Here is a 15,067-nt window from a genome sequence, read left to right as displayed (position 1 = left end):
TATGAACAAGGTTCTTCAACCCACATCCATCTACCCCTCGGCACAGCATCGCTATGCGGATGTGGGTGGTGTTAATTTACACTGGCTTGATGTCGGGAATTCGGACGTCAACCCTCCACTCATTCTCCTCCATGGTCTTAATGACTGTTACAGCACTTGGGAGCAGATCAGCACAGACATGTCGAGGGACCGTCGTGTGCTCATTCCCGACCTGCCGGGGCATGGCTACTCTGGACGTCCGGACGCTAGCTATGAACTACAATGGCATGCCTCAATCATGGCGCAATGGCTCGACCTACTCGATATTCAGCAGGCAGACTTCGTTGGTCATTCATTTGGTGGTGGGGTGGCGCAGATGCTGGTTCGGGAGTGTCGCCACCGCATCCGCAAGCTGGCCCTTCTATCATCCGGAGGGCTTGGCCGTGAGGTGGCTATCGAACTGCGACTGGCGTCGATTCCCTGGCTTATCGAGAAGTTTGGGCAACCGTTCATGTCGAAGGGAACCCTCCTAGCGCTCTGGCACCTGGACAATTCCTTGCGCAGAGATCACATCGCTGAATTGAGCAGAATCAATTCACAGCGGGGTTCCGCTCGCGCCTTTGCCCGGACCGTCGCCGACGTGATCAACTGGCGAGGCCAGACCCGGAATTTTTTTCAACATGCCCATGAAATTCCGGATATGCCACCCGTAGGACTGTTCTGGGGAGACCTCGACAGGATTATTCCGGTCGAACACGCTCGCGCAATGGTTAAAGCGGTTGACGGCACCCTCCTAGAAATCTTCAAAGGTTGTGGCCATTTTCCGCACCACGAATGCCCTCAATCTGTCGCTCGGGCTTTGCAGAAATTTTTCAACACCACTGAATCGCTTGCTGTCTGACCCTGAGGAGCCTTCCAATGATTTTAATCATGGGTGGCGTAGAGCCATGCCTCTTGCCTCCCCTCTTCAATTTTTTCCTCAACCTGTCGACTCTCTGACGGACTTGTATCCGGTTCCTCCTGCTCGGCTTCTGCGCCGGCTTCCAGGTTCAGTTGGATATACACAGGAAAATGGTCTGACCCCCAGGCAGGGCCTCGCTCCATTCGAACGAGCTTGAAATGGTCGGAATGAAAAACGTGATCAAGCGGCCAGCGCAGAAGCAGATTCTTCGCGTTGAAGGTGTTATACATTCCTCGCCCGACACGAGGGTCGAGCAGACCGCTGGTTTTCTGGAACAGACTGGTGGTGCGGGACCAGGCCACATCGTTGAAGTCCCCGGCAACAATGGTGGGGTTACCCCGTTTTGCGACCTCCCGACCAACGATGAGCAGCTCGGCATCCCTGCCGGTTGTCTCGGTGGCATAAACGGGGTTGGGTGGGTCAGGATGAACGAAATGCAGACAGACAGGATCGCCCGATCGCAATATCACTCTCATATGCATTGACGGAATGCTGTCTTTCAGAAGAAACCGGATCTCGGTATCCGCCAGTTTCAGTCGACTGAACACCAGCATGCCATAAGTATTGTCCAGCGGGTTTTTCAGCGTGTAAGGATAGCTCTCTTCCAGCGACTGCAGGGCCTCTTGCCACCACCAATCTGTTTCTATGGTAAGAATCACATCAGGATCGTACATACGCACGACTTCAAGGAATGATTCTGCGTTTCGGTTCTCCATTAGTACGTTTGCCACAAGCAAGCTGAGGCTCTTCTTGTCTGAGCACGACTGTGCAGGACACACCTGCTTTCGCTTCAATCGTGTGTGGGGAAAGATTTTCACAACCTGATAGCCCATCGCCAGCAGTAACAGACCTAGCAAAGCGACGTCATAAAATTCTGAGAAGTCGAGAAAGAACAGACAGGCGCCTGTGAGTACGATACTTGCAACCAAGATCTGCACTCTCGGGAAGTCAAGAATGCGAATCCACCATTGATTGAGTCGTAGCAACGGTAATGCGGTCATCAGCACGACGGACAGCGCCAATATAATTAGGGCAGTTTTCATCAGCTAGAAGTTCATAACCGTGGCACCATTGCATTGGGCAAATGGCAGAGGCTTACGCCCCTGCCATTGCTTTTTTAACCACTACTCGGTGAAACCGGGATTTAGTTCTGCACTTTATACTCTGGCGCAGACTTCAGCTCTTCACGAGTCTGATTAATCCTCAGTTCCCGATCATCGGCAGTGCCTGATTTGGTGACCCGCTCCCAGCTAATGGCGACGTTTTTCTCGCCCATGCCGAGGAACCCACCGACGCCAACGACAATCGCGACTACCCTACCGTCCTGGTCAATAATCAGATCGCTGATCGCGCCTACTTCGTCGCCACCGGTGGTTTTAACATCGGCACCAATCAGATCTGTCGCCTGCATGCCCTGGGCAGGCACAGCGCTCATGTAGTTCTCACCTTTCATGCCTGAGTGGCCAGGCTCCTTTTGACCAAACTGAAGCTTGGTATCGGAAGACTTGCCGGACTCATAGTCCCGTTCGGTCGCCTGGCTTTCACCGCTGGCGCTCGAACTGGATGATTCCTGAGCTAGCAGAGCGCCAGAACCCAGAGTCAGGGCCGGTGCAACCATTGCGTAAAATGCTAAAGCATGTAACTTTTTCATAGGATTCTCCCTGGAATCGGATGTGCAAGTCGGACAACATGTCCTTGTTCGCTGCCTCATCAGGGCTTCCTTCCCCAGCGTCATTGCGGGGAAGGCAACTGAATACTGCTAGTGACTTCAAGTTCAGGATGAGCTTTTACAATACTCCGGAGGATCCAGTCAGTCGGTTCGGTGACGCACTAAGTAATATCCTCGGACGCCCCAGGCATGCCCTGGAAAAGACCTGTTAGCTTCTGCTAGAAAAGTCCTACCGAGCCTGCTTTCAAAGCAGCGCAACAATTCATCAACGCCCTGCTTCCTTACCAGTAAACGGGATACACATAGTTTCAGTGCGAAACTGCGAGGTTCTGCTACGCTCAATACAGCTCTACCGATGGGCTGACGATACGTTTTATATTCGGTACATGGACATCCTGGTCTTTAGAAGTGCCCAGTTTGTGGTAGATCTAATGGTTAAGGAGAGCGGCATAATGGAAGCTAAATCCACTCAGGATGAATACAAACAGGTCAGAGAGGACTTGAAGCAGCTTCGTGAGGATATGGCGAATCTGACGCGAACTTTTTCTGAGGGCCAGAAGAGCAATATCAGCAATCTGCGGGATGAGATCCGTAAGGAAAGTCGTGAAGCGTTTGATCAGGTCAGGCAGAAAGGCAATGACGCGCTGAATCGCGCGAAGGACGCCGGCGACAAAGCGGTGCATGATGTCGAGCACAAGATTGAGGAACGTCCGTTTCTCAGCGTCGTTATCATGTTTCTGGTGGGTGTTCTGGTGGGCAAGCTACTTGACCGCTGATCATGTTTGAGTCGGCTCAGGTCAGGGGCGCGGTTCGCAAGGCTGTCGCTGCTATGACGGCTTTTATGCTTGCGATGGTCTTGCTCATTGCCCTGTTGATTACAGGCCTCTACCTGTTGGTCCAGGCTGCCATTATGGGGCTTGCACCAATCATTGGAGAGGCCGCGTCCATGGCCGTGGTCGGATTCGCATGTGTGCTGCTCTTGGCCATCTTCTTCTGGCGAATGATGAATACGGGGTCTTCTCCAAAACGACGCGAAGGTAAAGGTGCTGGTGCGGCCTCGACGCTTGATGAGCTTCGTGAACTGATTCGGGAAAATCCGCTGGAATCGGCTTTTACGGCATTTGCCGTCGGGATCGCTCAGCAAAGTGACCCCCGCCTCAGAGAACTGCTTCTGCAAGGTGGCATGGAATTGATGAAGCGAACGGGATCTAACGAGGAACGCACATCATCGGATCGGAAACCACCGGGCGGCGCTGCTCAAGCCTGAACGGTGCTCACTCGGTTATTTGCCCAACAGTTCGCCCATCGCCCGCAGGTTCACAACATGATCACACAATGACTTGATGATCATCAGTAGAGGTGTGGCGATAATTAATCCCGCCGGGCCCCAAATCCAACCCCAGAACAGAAGGCTGATAAAAATCGCGACCGCATTGAGACTGGACATATAGCTGGTGAGCCAGGGCGTCAGCATATTGCCCTGTACGCTGGTGATGATTAGTGAAGTGCTGGCCACGATAATAGCCATTTGCAGTTCGCCGAACTGGAGGAAAGCAGCGCCGCCGCTAACCAAAAACACCAAAATCGGACCCACGTAGGGAATAGCGCTCGCCACTCCGGCGACCACACCCCACAGTGCCGCCTGCTCCACCCCCAGCGCCAGAAACGCCAACCAGGTTACTACCCCAACAAAGACAGCGCTGATCACCATGACGAACAGGAAGCGGCGAATCTGATGGTGAAGGTCGTCCAGAATTCTGGCGGCTTTACGCATACGCGCAAAAGACGGCCCGGAGATTTTTACCACCTTGCGCCTGTAAAGCGAACCCACGGACAGCAGAAAGTACACCATGAGCAACACAGAAAAGCACTGGGTGATCAGCACCAGAGCGGCAGGTGAGCTTTTGACCACGTACTCCTGGATGTCCATCGGCTTTTCAATCACGCGCACCGGTGTCACCCCGTCATCCGCGGACATTGGCTTTTGCCCATCCGGCTTGGCGGAAGCTTCAATTTCCTTTGCGGCGGTCTGCGCTTTTTCCATGATGCCCTCTTCCCTGGGAGCACGCGCCTCTTTGCGCTGGAATTCCTTGATGGCAACCGGGATTTTGTCCAGCATGGCCATGGTTTCTTGCTTCAGAGGAAAGCTTGCGGCGGCGAGCGCGCTGACGAATGCCATGAGTATCAGGGCAGCGCTCAGGGGTCTGGGAATTCGGATGCGATCGAACAGCGATACCACCGGGTCCAGGGAGTAGCTGATGAGCACCGCAATAACGAGCGGTAGCAGAACGGACTGTGCCCAATCGATAAAGAATATAGTGGCGATACTGGTCAGGATGACCAGCGCCATACTACGGATATTGACGGCCTCAATCAGAGCGGTCTTCGACGGAGTGTCGTCTTTCGGTTGCGGACCCGTCTCCAGTTTAAATGCTCCTATTCGACAAAATATCACCACTAGCCATCTGTTTTATCTTCGATGGCATCGCCCGCGTCTTCGATCGAATCATCAATTTCTTCGCCAGCTTCTTCTAAAGGCCCCTGCTCTTCGCAAGCGGACAGGGTGATTGTGAGACCGCTCACAAACAAGGCGGCCAACATGGTTTTGTAAAGGTTCATAGTACTTTTCCTTTTTCGATGAAGTTTCGGCAATCACGTCACCTTTGCCAGCGCCCTTATCGGGTGCGGGATGTTACTTCTGCTCTTTGTAATCAGGCGCAGACTTCAGTTCCTCTCGGGTCTGGTCAATACGCAGTTGCTGCTCATCAGCAGCGCCTGACCTGGTGACATTGTCCCAGCTGATGGCGACATTCTTTTCACCCATGCCTAGAAAACCCCCGACGCCGACAACGACAGCGACGATTTGACCGTCCTGGCCAATAAGTAGGTCGTTTACCGACCCCACGTTCTCATCACGGGCGGTTTTTACTTCAGTACCAATCAGTTTGCTCGCGCGTGTTCCATAAGGCGGGACGGAAGTCACATAGCCTCGGTTTTCCATTCCAGGCTGGTCGCCCGACTTTTGATGAGTTAGCCCGGCAGCCCCACCATTGTTGTATTTGGACTTGGTGACGGTCCTGTCTTGCCCAATCCCCTGCTTTTCGGGGGCAGCGTCGTACCCCATGCTCTGCTCTCCAAGATCTTGAACCTCGCTATTGCCCTGCGTGGCGAGTAAAGCACCTGAACCCAGAGTTATGGCCGGCGTGATCAGTGCATAAAATGCGAGTGAGTGTAACTTTTTCATAGGATTCTCCTGGAATCACATGTGCGTGTCAGATGGGATACCCTTGCCAGCAGCCTTATCAAGTAGTCCTTCTCAGGGAAGGAAACTGAGATACAACGGCATATCAAATTCAGTATCAGGGTCTAACTTACTCGAAGGGATGTGGTCGGTCGGTTCGCTAACGCGCTTAAGAAAAGCAAAGGTGTCGCAGCGCAAAGGAAATGGCTAGTGTTTAAAGGAACTGCTATCCGATATTCGTTAAAGCCATAAAACACGCATAAAAAAGGCCGCCTTAAGGCGGCCTCTCAACAACTGAACCCGGCCTGCTCAGGCAGAGGCAGTTGTAGTCTCTTTGGCAGCAGGCTTTTGCTCTTCCAAAGACTCTTTAACGGCGTCGGCAGCTTCAGCAACTTCGTCAGCGCCTTCAACAACTTCTTTCTCAAGCTTGGCAACCAGATCAGCAGCGAAGCTACCGAAACGGGTGTTCAGAGCGCGCAGTTGCTCGAACAGGCTCTCGCTGTAGTCGTAGTAACGGGTGCGAAGAGTTGTAACGCTGTACTCACGAACATCATTTTCAAATTTTTCAGCGTATTCGAACGGCTTGGAAGCCAGCTTTTTCTGCTGCTCTTCAGCTGCGTTGATACCCTTCTCTACGATTTCCTGAAGCTGTTCTTGATATGTCTTAAGCTTACCCATGATCTTTCCTTTAAGGTTTTAATGCATGTTTTCGAAATTGAAATCTGCATCGTTCGGCTCACTTTTTGTGGCCGCTGTTTCAATCGATATATGCACCATATGCTCAAGAATTAGAATGATCACACTAACTGCAAAAAGATTCTGAGCTTTTCAGGTTCACTGAACGAGCATCCGGTTCGTTACCAACGGAGAGGTCATTAGGCGTTCCCAAGGACGGCTTTAAAATGGCTGTGGACTTCCCATCGTGGGGCAGTAAAAAGTTCGCTTTTGTTTAGTTGCGTCCCTGCTGAGAAGGCTTGCTGCTTACCTCCAATCTATCCATTCCAAGGAAACTATTCCAAACTCCGAGTCGGACGCCAAATTTAGCACTTTGTGTGGAAACCGAAATGAGCGCCCTATTCTCGAATCTACATTAAGGTTGTTTAGCATTTTGTGTGGATGTTGGCAGGTAAGCCACTGATATACCGTGGCGGAAATTTAGTACTATGTGTGGTCGTCCACATAAAATTGGCTGATCCTCACGCTACCTCCTATTCTCTAATCATGGCTGGAAGCCTCAGCTGCACCCGATTACGTCCACGAATGGGCACTACACATGAATTTCAGGGATGCACTACTTTTCGTCTGTTTGTTTTTCGGCGCCGCGAGCCTTCTCTCTGCTCAGGAAATTCGTGTCAGTCTCCAACTCCAGCCAAACCAGCGCGATAAATTCGAAGAAATCTTCCAGCAATTTCAGTTCGAAACTGGGATCAAGGTCCTGTCTGTTGTCGAAACAGATCTTGGTTACAAACGAAAAGTGCCCGTCTGGTTAATCGAAGGGAAAAATACACCGGATGTCATGTTCTGGAGTGCGTCGCAACGCCTGTATCTATATGCAGAGAAAGGTTTGATTCTGCCCATCACCGAGCTTTGGAACACGGAAAATTACGACGAACAGTTCTTACACTTTAAGCCGGGCGTCACATTTAATGGACAAGTCTACGCGATTCCATTTGCCTACTATCACTGGGGCCTTTTCTTCAGGAAATCCATGATTGAAGAGTTCGGCGGTGCGCCTGAGGATTGGGAGTCCTTTATTGCGATACTAAGCAGAATGAAGGAAGCTGGCATTACTCCGATTGGGATCGGAACCCGCCAGAATTGGCCTGCCGCAGCCTGGTTTGATTACATCAATCTTCGTATGAATGGCCTGGATTTTCATCTGGAGCTGCTCAGTGGCAACGTTTCCTTTCACGATGGACGAGTACAGAAGGTCTTGATTGAGTGGAAAAGGTTAATCGATAACGATTTTTTCAATGAAGGCCATGAAAATTATGACTGGGACGGCGTGCTTCCGTTTTTTTATCGTAAAAAGATTGGCTTTATGTTGCTGGGCAACTTTGTGGCCAGCAGATGGCCAATCAAAGACCCACTCTTTCAAGACATCGGTTTTATGCCCTTTCCCAGCATCAATAAGAACATCCCCATCTACGAAGATGCACCAACCGATGTGTTTATGATCCCCAAAAGCACAACGAAAGTAGACGAAGCAAAAGCCTTTCTACGATTCATCGCACGTGCGGATGTTCCAACAATGCTTAATAAAGATCTGGGTTACCTTCCACCAAACAAGGAAAGTACTGTCGGCAAGGACCGGTTTGTAAGGGAGGGTGCCGAATTGATAAACGGAGCGGCGGGACTTGCTCAATACTTTGACCGGGATACGTCCCCTGCTTTCGATCACCTGGCAACCCCTTTACTGGCTGACTACCTCAGTACCGGAAACATAGAGGCCGTAACAGAAGGTCTGGAAGCTGCCAGAATCATGATCTTCGGTTTTGCACCAGCCGAAGCGAGCCGCTGAGGACGGACACATTACGCCCTCCTCTCACTCGTTTCTGCGGTCGCCTGCACCTCTGCGATACCTGGCGTGCAGCCTGGCCAGACGACTTAACCTTCCGGGTTTTCAGCCAGTTCCTTGAGCGCCCGCAGGGCCTCATCTGTGCGGTCATTCGGCACGAACATATGGTCGTGGTAAAAACCGGCGATCACATTGGTTGTAATGCCCCGCTCGGCCAGCAGGCTGGTGACTACGGAGGTGAGCCCGAGTGCCTCAAGGCTGGAGTGTCCTTCCAGGGTGATTCGGCGAAAAACCCGGTAATAATCCAAACCCTCATCCTTCGCCTGTTCAAGCGGAATCACCAGTGTGAGTCCCTCCAGTTCGGCAATGCTTACTATAGGCCTGAGATGTTCCAGTTCGCCGTACCGCGCTTTCGGTACGGTGCAGTACACATAAGACACCGGGTCCAGCTTCGGTGAAAGCTGACGGATCAGATTCTGGAGGAATTCGGTTCGCATCATGTTTACTGCCCTCTGGCCCCATGGCTTGGCTTCCCTTAAAAGGTAGCATGTTCAGCCTTTATAAGGAGAAATACGTTATTGAATGCGAATTCGGTTTAACAGGAGGCTGCCCCGGAGGGCAGCCTGTCGGCGGCGACTACCCCGGCTGGCCAGCCAGTGAGCGATAAACATCCACCATGGACAGAACTACCGCGGTGCGGCTGCGTACCACTTCATCACGAACGGCGGTAAACGACTGCTCGGCATCGAGCACTTCGAAGAAACCCACCAGGCCTTCCCGGTAACGCTCCCTGGCAAGCTCAACGGCCCGCTCAGCGTGGTCCATCGCCAGGGCCAACCGCTCTTCCCTTTGCTGGGCTCGTTGATACCGCACCAGCCGTGTCTCGGTTTCTTCCAGCGCTTCGAGTACGGTTTGCTGGTAGTTGGCCAACGCCTCCCGGCTTCCGGCACCCGCTGCCTCGATGCGGGCACGCACCCTGCCCTGGTTCAGGAAGGTCCAGTCGATGCCCAGCGCCACCCGTCGGGTTTCCGCAGGGCCTGTAAACAGGTCGCTGGCATCGGCAGCCACCGAGCCAAGCAGGCCACTCAGGGTAAACCTGGGGAACAGATCGGCGGTAGCGACACCAATGCGGGCGGTGGCTGCGGCCAGGCGGCGTTCCGCAGCGGCAACATCTGGGCGCCGTCGCAGGACCTCGCCGGGGCTGTCCACGGGTATTACTGGCAGAGCTTCCGGCAACCGCCCCGGCCCCGACAACAGATCCACGAGCGCGGTGGGCGGCTGGCCGGTGAGTACCGCCACTCGGTGCATGGCGGCCCCTATGCCGGCCTGTAAGGTAGCCAGTTCAGCGCGGGTCTGCTCCAACTGGGCACTGGCCCGGACCTGATCAAACTCGGTGCCCCGCCCCGCGCTCACCCTGGCAGTTACAATGTCGAGGGATTCTCGCTGCAACGCCACGCTCTGCAAAGCAACCTGATACTGCTGCTGAAGTCCCCGAAGTTCAAAGTAATTGCTGGCGAGCTGTCCGACCAACGCTACCTGAGCCGCCGCGAGGTCTTCGCCCGAGGCCTGTAATTCAGCACGCTGGGCTTCCGTGGCCCGCCTCAGGCGCCCGAACAGGTCCAGCTCCCAGGTGGCGGCAATACCGGCCTGGAAACGCTGGACTCGCTCAGGGCCACCACCCGGAGGCGTCTGTTCGATATCCGCAAGATACTGCTCGGAGGCCTCGGCATTCACTGAGAGCTCCGGCCATTGCTCCCATTCCGCACCGTACAACAGCGCCGCCGAACGCTGATATCGGGCCGCTGCGGCCTCCAGCGTGTGGTTCGCGGCCAGGGTCTGGTCAATCAGCCGTTCCAGTATAGGGTCTTCGAACCCTTGCCAGAAAAGCTGCTGGTCATGCTCTCCGGCAACCATCGCCTGGCCTTCGGAGTAGGCTTTTGGCTCCGGTGTGGCAGGGGCCTGGTAATCCGGACCTACGGCACAGCCGGTCAACACCAGCAGGGTAACGGCTATGGCAAGTATGTTAGGCATGGCTACCTCCTGGCAGAGATGCGTCGTCGGGCTCATCGTCGCAGATCAGTGTTGAGCTGTGGTGACTCTTCAGGCGGTAACTGCCGGAGAGCTTGCGCAGGGCCACATAGAACACCGGCGTCAGGAACAGCCCGAACAATGTTACGCCTACCATGCCGGCAAATACCGCTGTGCCCAGGGCCTGGCGAACCTCGGCGCCGGCACCGGTGGCCAGTACCAACGGCACCACCGCGGCTGTGAAGGTAATGGAGGTCATGATGATCGGCCGCAGGCGTAACCGGCAGGCCTCCAGCGCAGCCTCCACCACACCACGGCCTTGCAGCTCCAGCTCCCGGGCGAACTCGACAATCAATATGGCGTTCTTACAGGCCAGGCCAATCAGCACCACAAGCCCTACCTGAACAAAGATGTTGTTGTCGCCACCGCCAAACCACACGCCAATGAGGGCCGACAACATACACATGGGCACGATGAGGATGACAGCCAGGGGCAAGGTCCAGCTCTCATACAGCGCGGCCAGTACCAGGAACACGAGCAGTATTGCGAGCGGAAATACCACCAGAGCGGCATTGCTCTGGTTCGCCTGCTGGTAACTGAGGTCGGTCCACTCGAAATCCATGCCCGCTGGCAGAACCTGGCCTGCGAGCGCCCCCAGCGTGTCCATGGCCTGGGCGGACGACAATACCCGCGGGTCTGCCTCGCCGGCGATGTCCGCCGCCGGGTAGCCGTTGTATCTCAGCACAGGGTCCGGGCCGAAGCTCTGGCGAATCTCTACCATGGAGCCAATGGGCACCATTTCGCCCTCGGCATTGCGGGTCTTCAACCGGGCAATATCCTCCACGCTGTCGCGGTACGGGGCATCCGCCTGGGCAATGACCTGCCAGGTACGGCCGAAGCGGTTGAAGTCGTTCACGTACGTGGAGCCAAGGTAGGTTTGCAGAGTATCGAACAGCTCTGTGAGGGGAACACCCTGGGCCTTGGCCTTGAGCCTGTCGACTTCGGCATCCAGCTGCGGCACGTTGGCCTGGTAGCTGCTGATTGGGTAACCCATGCCCGGTGTCTGGGCGATGGCGCCCTGGAACTGGTTAACGGCATCCTGCAAAGCGCCATAGCCCAGGTTTGCCCGATCCTCTATGAACAACTGGTAGCCCGAGCCATTGCCCAGGCCGAGGATGGGGGGAGGCATGAACGAGAAGGCAAAGCCGTCCTTCAGCCCGCTGATCTTCTGGTTGATCTGGGCGTTGATCTCCCCGGCACTGAGGCTGCGCTCTTCAAAGGGCTTCAGGGGGAAGAACACCACACCGGTATTCGAGGTGTTGGTGAACTGCAGCGCGTTCAGCCCCGGAAAGGCGACCGCGTTGGCGACGCCTTCGGTCTCCATGGCGATATCGGTCACCTGCTGCAGCAACTGATCGGTGCGCTCAAGGGAGGCGCCTTCGGGCAGCTTCACGCCGGCGATCAGGTACAGCTTGTCCTGGATCGGGATGAAACCCGGCGGTACAACCTTGAACATCATCCCGGTGCCGGCCAGCAACAGCGCATACACCACGAATACCGAGCCCCGGCGGCGCAGGGAGCGGGATACGCCACCCTGGTATTTCTCGGCGCTGGCATTGAAGAACCGGTTGAACGGGTGGAATACCCAGCCAAACAGAGCATCAATCACCCGTTGCAGCCGGTCCTTGGGTGCTTCGTGGTGTTTGAGCAACATGGCCGCCAGTGCCGGAGACAGGGTCAGGGAGTTGATGGTGGAGATTACCGTGGATATGGCGATGGTAACCGCAAACTGGCGGTAAAACTGGCCCGTCACACCAGACAGAAACGCCATCGGGATGAACACGGCACACAACACCAGGCCAATGGCGATGATGGGGCCTGAAACTTCCTTCATGGCCTGATGGGCGGCCGCCAGGGGCGTTCTGCCCTCTTCAATGTTGCGCTCCACGTTCTCCACCACCACGATGGCATCATCCACTACGATGCCGATGGCCAGCACCAGGCCGAACAGCGTGAGGGTGTTGATGGAGTAGCCCAGCAGGTACAGCGCACCGAACGTGCCAATCACCGATACCGGCACCGCCAGAAGCGGAATGATCGAGGCCCGCCAGGTTTGCAGGAACAACGTGACTACCAGAACAACCAGCAACACTGCTTCCAACAGCGTGGCGACCACCGACTTGATGGAATCACTGACGAAAATGGTGGTGTCGTAGACGGCTTCGTACTTGACGTCATTCGGGAACCGGGTGGCCAGTTCATCCATGGTGGCGATCACTTCATCCCGGATCTCAAGCGCGTTCGCTTCCGGGGCCTGGAATATACCAATGGCAACGGCATCCTTGCCATCCAGCTGGGAGCGCAGGGTGTAATTACCCGCACCCATCTCAAGGCGGGCAACGTCATTGAGGCGCAGGAGCTCGCCGTTGTCGCCCCGCTTGAGCACGATGTTGCCAAACTCCTCCACGGTCTCCAGCCGGCCGCGGGCGTTGATCAGGGTCAGGAAATCACTGTCCGGCACGGGTTCCGCGCCAATCTGGCCGGCCGACACCTGCACGTTCTGCTCCCGCATCGCACGTACCACGTCGCCGGCAGTCAGCCCCCTGGCCGCGATTCGCTCCGGATCAAGCCAGGCGCGCATGGCGTAGTCGCCACCGCCGAAGATCTGCGCATCCCCTACTCCCTGAATCCGGGCCAGACGATCACGTACATGCAGGCGCGCATAGTTGCGCAAATACAGCGTGTCATAGGTGCCGCCCGGTGAGGTCAGGTGAACCACCATCAGGAAGGTCGGCGACTGCTTCTGGGTAGTCACACCCTGCCGCCTCACCTCCTCCGGCAACCGGGCCAGCGCCTGGCTCACGCGGTTCTGCACTCGTACGGTGGCGTCTTCGGCATTGGTGCCCGGTCGGAAGGTTACGGTCATCTGCAGTACGCCGTCCGAACCCGCTACCGATTTGAAGTACATCATGTCCTCAACACCGCTGATGGCTTCCTCCAGCGGCGTTGCTACCGTTTCCGCGATTTCTTTCGGGTTTGCACCGGGATACACGGTGCGCACAACCACCGAAGGCGGGACCACTTCCGGATACTCACTCACCGGGAGGTTGGGAATGGAGATCAGGCCAATGGCAAAAATGATGATCGAGAGGACCGCCGCGAATATGGGCCGGTCAACAAAGAAACGGGAGAAATTCATTCTGCCAGCTCCTGAGCCGACGCTACGGCGTTCTCAGTGGGTGCCGGTTCCTTCATGGCGATCAGCTGGGGCCGCACTTCCATACCCGCACCGAAAACCTTCTGCACGCCATTGATAATGACCCGTTCACCGGCGGACAGCCCGTCGTGAATTACCAACAGGTCGCCGACCTGGCGGCCAGTGTCCACGTGCTTTGGCGTCGCCCGATTGTTGGCATCCACCACATACACATAACGACGGTCCTGATCAGCCAACACCGCTTTGCGCTGAACCAGCAGTGCCTTGTCGATCCGGAGCACCGGCATTTCAACACGGGCAAACTGGCCCGGCCGGATCAGCCCGTCCGGATTGGCAAGCACAGCCCGGTGCTGCAAGGTACCGGTGCCCGGATTCACCTGGTTGTCGATGAAATCCAGCGTGCCCAGGTAAGGGTGATCGGTTTCGTTATCCAGGGCGATGCGCACGTTGGGCCGGCCACCATCGGCCAGAAGTTCCTGGCTGTTGATGCCCGCCTTCTCGTCAGCGTCAAAGTAGACGTGCAGCGGGTCGACAGACACCACTGTGGTAAGAAGGCTCTGGTCGGCGTTGGCAAGGTTGCCACGGGTAATCAGGGCACGTCCCGCCCGTCCGCTGACCGGCGCCGTCACCCGGGTGTATTGCAGGTCCAGCTCGGCGGTATCCAGTGCCGCACGGGCGGCCTGAACACGTGCCCGGGCGCTCATCAGGGCGGCATTACGCTGGTCGTATTCTTCCCGGGAAATGGCACGGCTCGCCAACAACGACTCTGCCCGACCGGCCTCGCTGCGGGCCAATTCAAGCTGACTTTCCGCCAGGGCGAGGTCGGCGCGAGCGGCCTCCAGTCGTGCCTGGTAGGGTCGCTGATCAATCTGGAACAGCAGATCACCGGCCTTTACCATCTCGCCCTCTTCAAAAGCCACCTCGGTGATATAGCCGCTCACCCGGGGCCGCAACTCGACCGTTTCCGGCGACGCCACCCGGCCAGTAAAGGACTCCCAAAGAGTAACTCCTTCTTGCACTACCTCCGCTACATCAACCTCCGGCGGTGGAGGCATGGCCGATGCCACGTCGCTTTTTACCTCGCAGCCACTCAACAGTAACGCCAGGATAACGGCCAGGCCTGCCAAGGGACCCTTGATTGGGTATTTTCTTGCAATCGGACTTTCCATGGTTCCTCGCTCCAGTATTCGGGATCGCCTTGTGGGCATTACCCGTTCCAAGTAATCGGTGGGATTGCTTGTCTAGTCGGTTGGGGGCCTCCGGATTCGACAGGGAGTATTCCCAACAGACCAGAAACGATAGAGAATCTGAGATCAAAGACGGTATCGGGTTACTGCGGAAAGCTTGCCTGATTCTGCGGAGCCCTTTGGGTCTCTCAGGTTTCGCTTGCCGAATTCTGCGAGGTCATTGCCTGATCCTGCAGAAAGGCCTGGTTCAGGCAGCCGGTGAGGATT

General features: G+C 55.8%; 14 protein-coding genes. 4 read left to right on the top strand and 10 right to left on the bottom strand.

Annotation, left to right across the window (positions count from 1 at the left end; translation table 11 throughout):
* Position 1: 1 nt before the first annotated feature.
* Positions 2-880, top strand: a complete 879-nt coding sequence (locus tag BM344_RS01530) for an alpha/beta fold hydrolase (RefSeq protein ID WP_091985214.1) — start codon at positions 2-4, stop codon at positions 878-880.
* 23 nt (positions 881-903) lie between these two features.
* Here the strand turns inward: BM344_RS01530 and BM344_RS01525 are convergent, their stop codons facing one another.
* Both BM344_RS01525 and BM344_RS01520 read right to left on the bottom strand, forming a co-directional pair.
* On the bottom strand, positions 904-1,983 hold the full coding sequence (locus tag BM344_RS01525) for an endonuclease/exonuclease/phosphatase family protein (protein WP_091985212.1): 1,080 nt from the start codon (positions 1,981-1,983) through the stop codon (positions 904-906).
* A gap of 101 nt (positions 1,984-2,084) precedes the next feature.
* Entirely contained in the window at positions 2,085-2,591 is a 507-nt protein-coding gene (locus BM344_RS01520) for a PRC-barrel domain-containing protein (protein ID WP_091985209.1), read from the bottom strand.
* A gap of 470 nt (positions 2,592-3,061) precedes the next feature.
* On the opposite strand from BM344_RS01520, the gene BM344_RS01515 reads away from it, so the two are divergent.
* Both BM344_RS01515 and BM344_RS01510 read left to right on the top strand, forming a co-directional pair.
* The gene (locus tag BM344_RS01515; protein WP_208603362.1) at positions 3,062-3,385 is read left to right on the top strand and encodes a DUF883 family protein; all 324 of its coding nucleotides are present in this window, start codon (positions 3,062-3,064) and stop codon (positions 3,383-3,385) included.
* 2 nt (positions 3,386-3,387) lie between these two features.
* Complete coding sequence (locus BM344_RS01510) at positions 3,388-3,876, top strand: hypothetical protein (protein WP_091985207.1); 489 nt, start codon at positions 3,388-3,390, stop codon at positions 3,874-3,876.
* Between the two features lie 15 nt (positions 3,877-3,891).
* Here BM344_RS01510 and BM344_RS01505 read toward each other — a convergent pair whose 3' ends face one another.
* From BM344_RS01505 to BM344_RS01495, 4 genes are all read right to left on the bottom strand, one after another.
* Positions 3,892-4,959 carry an AI-2E family transporter gene (locus BM344_RS01505; protein WP_091985205.1) on the bottom strand — a complete coding sequence of 356 codons (1,068 nt, stop codon included), beginning with the start codon at positions 4,957-4,959 and terminating at the stop codon, positions 3,892-3,894.
* A 107-nt stretch (positions 4,960-5,066) separates the two neighbouring features.
* A complete protein-coding gene (locus BM344_RS17530; RefSeq protein ID WP_167363198.1) occupies positions 5,067-5,228 on the bottom strand; it encodes a hypothetical protein in 162 nt (53 codons plus the stop codon).
* Between the two features lie 73 nt (positions 5,229-5,301).
* A complete protein-coding gene (locus BM344_RS01500) occupies positions 5,302-5,853 on the bottom strand; it encodes a PRC-barrel domain-containing protein (protein ID WP_091985203.1) in 552 nt (183 codons plus the stop codon).
* Between the two features lie 306 nt (positions 5,854-6,159).
* Positions 6,160-6,528, bottom strand: coding sequence for a hypothetical protein (locus tag BM344_RS01495; protein ID WP_091985200.1), 369 nt, complete (start codon positions 6,526-6,528; stop codon positions 6,160-6,162).
* Between the two features lie 595 nt (positions 6,529-7,123).
* Here BM344_RS01495 and BM344_RS01490 point away from each other — a divergent pair.
* Entirely contained in the window at positions 7,124-8,371 is a 1,248-nt protein-coding gene (locus BM344_RS01490) for an ABC transporter substrate-binding protein (RefSeq protein WP_091985198.1), read from the top strand.
* A gap of 86 nt (positions 8,372-8,457) precedes the next feature.
* Here BM344_RS01490 and BM344_RS01485 read toward each other — a convergent pair whose 3' ends face one another.
* The 4 genes from BM344_RS01485 to BM344_RS01470 all read right to left on the bottom strand — a co-directional run bounded on the left by BM344_RS01485 (position 8,458) and on the right by BM344_RS01470 (position 14,782).
* Positions 8,458-8,868: an ACT domain-containing protein gene (locus BM344_RS01485; protein WP_091985196.1), complete on the bottom strand. Its 411-nt coding sequence runs from the start codon at positions 8,866-8,868 to the stop codon at positions 8,458-8,460.
* Positions 8,869-9,004: 136 nt separating this feature from the next.
* Positions 9,005-10,399 carry an efflux transporter outer membrane subunit gene (locus BM344_RS01480; RefSeq protein WP_091985193.1) on the bottom strand — a complete coding sequence of 465 codons (1,395 nt, stop codon included), beginning with the start codon at positions 10,397-10,399 and terminating at the stop codon, positions 9,005-9,007.
* Entirely contained in the window at positions 10,392-13,595 is a 3,204-nt protein-coding gene (locus BM344_RS01475; RefSeq protein WP_091985192.1) for an efflux RND transporter permease subunit, read from the bottom strand. Before BM344_RS01475 ends, BM344_RS01480 begins: the two co-directional genes overlap by 8 nt.
* Positions 13,592-14,782, bottom strand: coding sequence for an efflux RND transporter periplasmic adaptor subunit (locus tag BM344_RS01470; protein WP_091985189.1), 1,191 nt, complete (start codon positions 14,780-14,782; stop codon positions 13,592-13,594). The genes BM344_RS01475 and BM344_RS01470 overlap by 4 nt, the downstream gene beginning before the upstream one ends.
* Positions 14,783-15,067: the final 285 nt, after the last annotated feature.

The sequence above is a fragment of the Marinobacter gudaonensis genome (assembly GCF_900115175.1).
In the GTDB taxonomy this organism is placed as follows: domain Bacteria; phylum Pseudomonadota; class Gammaproteobacteria; order Pseudomonadales; family Oleiphilaceae; genus Marinobacter; species Marinobacter gudaonensis.
Note: the sequence above shows the minus strand (reverse complement) of the source record. Positions and strands in the feature narration are given on the sequence as shown.